General features: G+C 71.6%; 4 protein-coding genes and 1 pseudogene. 4 read left to right on the top strand and 1 reads right to left on the bottom strand.

Annotated elements, in window-relative coordinates; genetic code table 11:
- Window positions 1–1,150, bottom strand: a 1,150-nt coding sequence (locus ABZT17_RS44955; RefSeq protein ID WP_356357970.1) for a carboxyl transferase domain-containing protein, incomplete at its 3' end; no start/stop codon positions are given.
- A gap of 96 nt (window positions 1,151–1,246) precedes the next feature.
- Between ABZT17_RS44955 and ABZT17_RS44950 the strand changes: the two genes are divergently transcribed.
- The 4 genes and pseudogenes from ABZT17_RS44950 to ABZT17_RS44935 form a co-directional block, all read left to right on the top strand.
- A complete protein-coding gene (locus ABZT17_RS44950) occupies window positions 1,247–1,843 on the top strand; it encodes a TetR/AcrR family transcriptional regulator (protein WP_356357969.1) in 597 nt (198 codons plus the stop codon).
- Between the two features lie 107 nt (window positions 1,844–1,950).
- The gene (locus ABZT17_RS44945; protein ID WP_356357971.1) at window positions 1,951–3,108 is read left to right on the top strand and encodes an acyl-CoA dehydrogenase family protein; all 1,158 of its coding nucleotides are present in this window, start codon (window positions 1,951–1,953) and stop codon (window positions 3,106–3,108) included.
- A gap of 34 nt (window positions 3,109–3,142) precedes the next feature.
- Entirely contained in the window at window positions 3,143–4,027 is an 885-nt protein-coding gene (locus ABZT17_RS44940) for an acyl-CoA thioesterase II (protein ID WP_356357968.1), read from the top strand.
- Between the two features lie 220 nt (window positions 4,028–4,247).
- Window positions 4,248–4,668: pseudogene (locus tag ABZT17_RS44935) on the top strand (hypothetical protein); the annotation flags it as partial.

Raw genomic sequence — 4,668 nt, 5'->3', positions numbered from 1 at the left:
AGGGGCCGGCCGAGCCGCCCTCGGAGGAACTGTCCCGGCTCGCCGGGCTGCACGGCATCGCCATGAAGTGGGCGCCCTTCTGGGCGGACTCGGAGAACAGGATGCCGTTGTTGGCGACGATCCCGACCGGGTGACCGTGGATCCGGGCGAAGCCGGTGACGAGGGTCTGCCCGAACTCGGCCTTGAACTCCGCGAACCGCGAGCCGTCGACCACGCGCGCGATGATCTCCCGTACGTCATAGGGGGTGCGGGAGTCGACGGGGACCGCGCCGTACAGCCCGAAGGGGTCGACCTTCGGCTCCACCGCGGTCCGCACCTCCCAGGGCAGGGGTCCGCGCGCGGGAAGCGTCGCCGCGATGTTCCGGACGATCCGCAGCGCGTGCGCGTCGTCCTCCGCCAGATGGTCGGTCACGCCCGACACACGCGCGTGGACGTCACCGCCGCCCAGCTCCTCGGCCGTGACCACCTCGCCGGTGGCCGCCTTCACCAGGGGAGGCCCGCCCAGGAAGATGGTCCCCTGGTTGCGGACGATGACCGCCTCGTCGCTCATGGCCGGGACATACGCCCCACCCGCCGTGCACGACCCGAGGACGGCGGCGATCTGCGGGATGCCGGCGCCCGACATCCGCGCCTGGTTGTAGAAGATCCGCCCGAAGTGCTCCCGGTCCGGGAAGACCTCGTCCTGCATCGGCAGGAACGCGCCTCCCGAGTCCACCAGGTAGACGCACGGCAGCCGGTTGTCGAGGGCCACTTCCTGGGCGCGCAGATGCTTCTTGACCGTCATCGGGTAGTACGTGCCGCCCTTGACGGTCGCGTCGTTGGCGACGATCACGCACTCGCGCCCGCTGACCCGCCCGATCCCGGCGATCACCCCGGCCGCCGGGGCGGCCCCGTCGTACATCCCGTCGGCGGCGAGGGGCGCCAGCTCCAGGAACGGAGAGCCCGGGTCGAGCAGCGTGTCCACGCGCTCCCTGGGCAGCAGCTTCCCGCGCGCCGTGTGCCGGGCCCGCGCCTTCTCGCCGCCGCCGAGCCGGGCCGCGGCGAGCTTGCCGCGCAGCTCCTCGGCGAGCGCCCGGTGTGCCGCCTCGTTGGCCCGCCAGGCCTCCGACGCGGGGTCCGCCGCGCTCGTCAGCTCCGGTGCCTCGTGCATCCTGCCGTCCCCTCACCCAGTGGGTCGACTGTTAATGAGCGTTAACCATCCCCTTCAGGTTAACGACCGCTAACCTCCCTGTCTAGAATTGCTTTCATGGCCACCAGAACCGACGCCCCCACCCGCCGCGAGCAGATCCTCAAGGAGGCCGCGCGGCTGTTCGCCGAGCGTGGGTTCCACGGGGTCGGAGTCGATGAGATAGGTGCCGCGGTCGGCATCAGCGGCCCGGGCCTGTACCGCCACTTCGCCGGCAAGGACGCGATGCTCGCCGAGCTGCTCGTCGGGATCAGCGGCCAGCTGCTGACCGGTGCCAAGCGGCGCCGGCAGGAGGCGGACGGCGCCGCCCCGGAGGCGGTCCTCGACTCGCTCATCGAAGGCCATATCGACTTCGCGCTCGACGACCGTCCCCTGATCACCCTGCACGACCGTGAGCTGGACCGCCTCCGCGACAGCGACCGCAAGCTGGTGCGACAGCTGCAGCGGCAGTACGTCGAGCTGTGGGTGGGCGTCCTCCGGGAGGTCTACCCGGCCCTGGCCGAGCCCGCCGCCCGCTCCGCCGTCCACTCAGTCTTCGGCCTTCTGAACTCCACCCCGCACCTGGGCCGCCCGGGTTCGCTCCCCGGTCGCGGCACGACGGCGGAGCTGCTGCACCGGATGGCCCGGGGCGCGTTCGAGGCGGCCGGGGCGGAGTGACGAGCGTTACGGGAGCACCTCTGGACGCCTCTCCCTACCCGCCGGTACCTTGATGTTCTGAGCAAGCGCTTAGACACGTACCCATGGACCAGGTGGAGGTGGCGGCGGTGCGCCGTACGGTGTTCAACGAGGACCACGAGGCGTTCCGGGAGACCCTGCGGGCCTTCATCGAGGCCGAGGTCGTCCCGGTCTACGACGAGTGGTTCGCCGCCGGCCAGGCGCCGCGCGACTTCTACTACAAGCTCGCCGAGCTGGGCCTGTTCGGCATCAACGTCGACGAGGAGTACGGCGGCGCCGGCATCGACTCGTACAAGTTCGAGGCCGTGATGTACGAGGAGACGGCCCGCGCGGGCGTCCACTTCGGCGGCTCCGGCGTGCATGTGCTGCTCGGCCTGCCGTACATCAAGATGCTCGCCACCGACGAGCAGAAGAAGCGGTTCCTGCCGAAGTTCGTCACCGCCGAGGAGATGTGGGCCCTCGCGATGACCGAGCCGGGCACCGGCTCCGACCTCGCCGGCATGAAGACCACCGCCAAGCTCTCCGAGGACGGCACGCACTACGTCCTCAACGGCTCCAAGACCTTCATCACCGGCGGTGTCCACGCCGACCGTGTGATCGTCTGCGCCCGCACCGCCGCGCCCACCGCCGAGGACCGCCGCCACGGCATCTCCCTGTTCGCCGTGGACACCAAGTCCGAGGGCTACTCCATCGGCCGCAAGCTCGACAAGCTCGGTCTGCGCACCAGCGACACCGCCGAGCTGGCCTTCGTCGACGTCAAGGTCCCCGTCGAAGACCTGCTCGGCGAGGAGAACAAGGGCTTCTACTACCTCGGCCACAACCTGGCGTCCGAGCGCTGGGGCATCGCCTTCGGCGCCTACGCGCAGGCCAAGGCCGCCGTCCGGTTCGCCCAGCAGTACGTCACGGACCGCACCGTCTTCGGCAAGCCGGTCGCCACCTTCCAGAACACCAAGTTCGAGCTGGCCGCCTGCAAGGCCGAGGTGGACGCGGCCGAGGCCGTCGCCGACCGCGCGCTCGAAGCCCTCGACGCCGGTGAGCTGACGCCCGCCGAGGCCGCCTCCGCCAAGCTGTTCTGCACCGAGGTCGCCCACCGCGTCATCGACCGCTGCCTCCAGCTGCACGGCGGCTACGGCTTCATGAACGAGTACCCGATCGCCCGCCTGTACGCGGACAACCGCGTCAACCGCATCTACGGCGGCACCAGCGAGATCATGAAGACGATCATCGCGAAGGACATGGGCCTGTAAGGCCCCGCAATTACTGACCAGTAGAAACGGCTGCATGAGTCAGGCACTACAGGGTCTCCTCGATCTGCTCGACCTGGAGCAGATCGAGGAGAACATCTTCCGCGGCCAGTCCCGCTCCGCCGTCGTCCCGCGCGTGTTCGGCGGCCAGGTCGCGGCCCAGGCGCTCGTCGCCGCCGGGCGTACGGTCCCCGAGGACCGGCACGCCCACTCCCTCCACGCGTACTTCCTGCGCACCGGCGACCCCGGCGCGCCCATCGTCTACACCGTCGACCGGATGAACGACGGCCGCTCCTTCACGGCGCGCCGGGTCGTCGCGGTCCAGCACGGACAGCCGATCTTCGCCCTCTCCGCGTCCTTCCAGCGCCATGAGGAGGGCTTCGAGCACCAGGCCCCCATGCCGCCGGCGCCCGACCCGGCCACCCTGCCCACCTCCCAGGAGCGGATGCGCGGCTACGGCCACCTGGACGCCAGGGTCGTGGAGAAGTTCCTGGAGGCGCGCGAGTCCATCGACCTGCGCTATGTCGACGAGCCGCCGTACGGCAGGTTCGGCGAGCCGCGCGAACCGCACTCCCAGGTCTGGTTCCGCACCAACGGCAAGCTCCAGGGCGCCGTCGACATACCGCTGCTGCACGTCGTCCTCGCGACCTACGTCTCCGACATGACCCTCCTCGACTCGGTCCTCCTCGCGCACGGCCGCGGCGGCTGGGCGGTCGGCGACGTCGTCGGGGCCTCCCTCGACCACGCGATGTGGTTCCACCGCCCCTTCCGCGCCGACGAATGGCTCCTCTACGACCAGGAGTCGCCGTCGGCGTCCGGCGGCCGGGGCCTCGGCCAGGCGCGGATCTACACCCAGGACGGCCGGCTGGCCATCTCGGTGATCCAGGAAGGCGTGGTCCGGGCCCCCCGTCCGCACGGATGACGGGGGCGGATGACGGGGGCCACGACAGAGACATGGAACTGGCGGGGCGGACGCGTCCGCGAGGCCTTCCCGGCGGTGGTCTCGAGGGGCTCACCGCCCACCAGGAGCTCGTCCTGCCGGAGCTGCTCGCGGCACCGGAGCCCCCAGAGCCGTCAACATCCGTATCCGCGAGGGCGGTGAGGCCACCGGCGCAGCGGGCCACGCGGCGCCGCACACGCGGGTGCGTGAGGCGGTCGGCCGGCTCGGACCGGAGCCGGCGGCCGCTCCCGCCCGACGGCCGATCCGTGTGCCCTCCTGGGGCGACTGGTCCCTCGAACTCGACGACTTCCTGCTCACCCGGCTGATGAAGCTCGTCGTCCACGCCGACGACCTGGCGCGCAGCGTGGGCCTGCCGGCGCCGGGGTTCCCCGAGGAGGCCACCGCGCCGGTCGTCGAGCTGCCGGCCGCAGAGAGCGCGCCCCCGCCTCGATCGCCGGTATCTGACCGCCCGCCGGCCCCAGCCTCCGTCCGCCGGCCCCAGCCTCCGCCCGCCGGTCCGAGCCTCCGCCCGCCGGTCCGAGCCTCCGCCCGCCGGTCCGAGCCTCCGCCCACCGGCCCCAGCCTCCGGTCGGCGGGTCGCCGTCCGCTAGATCAGCCCCGCC

Source organism: Streptomyces sp. NPDC005648 (assembly GCF_040605395.1).
GTDB lineage: Bacteria > Actinomycetota > Actinomycetes > Streptomycetales > Streptomycetaceae > Streptomyces.
The sequence above is the reverse complement of the archived record's forward strand: the minus strand, read 5'-3'. Positions and strand labels throughout refer to the sequence as shown.

Excerpts from the sequence above, each read along its gene's own strand:
- ABZT17_RS44950 (WP_356357969.1), top strand. The coding sequence starts at position 1,247 with ATGGCCACCAGAACCGACGCCCCCACCCGCCGCGAGCAGATCCTCAAG.
- ABZT17_RS44940 (WP_356357968.1), top strand. The coding sequence starts at position 3,143 with ATGAGTCAGGCACTACAGGGTCTCCTCGATCTGCTCGACCTGGAGCAG.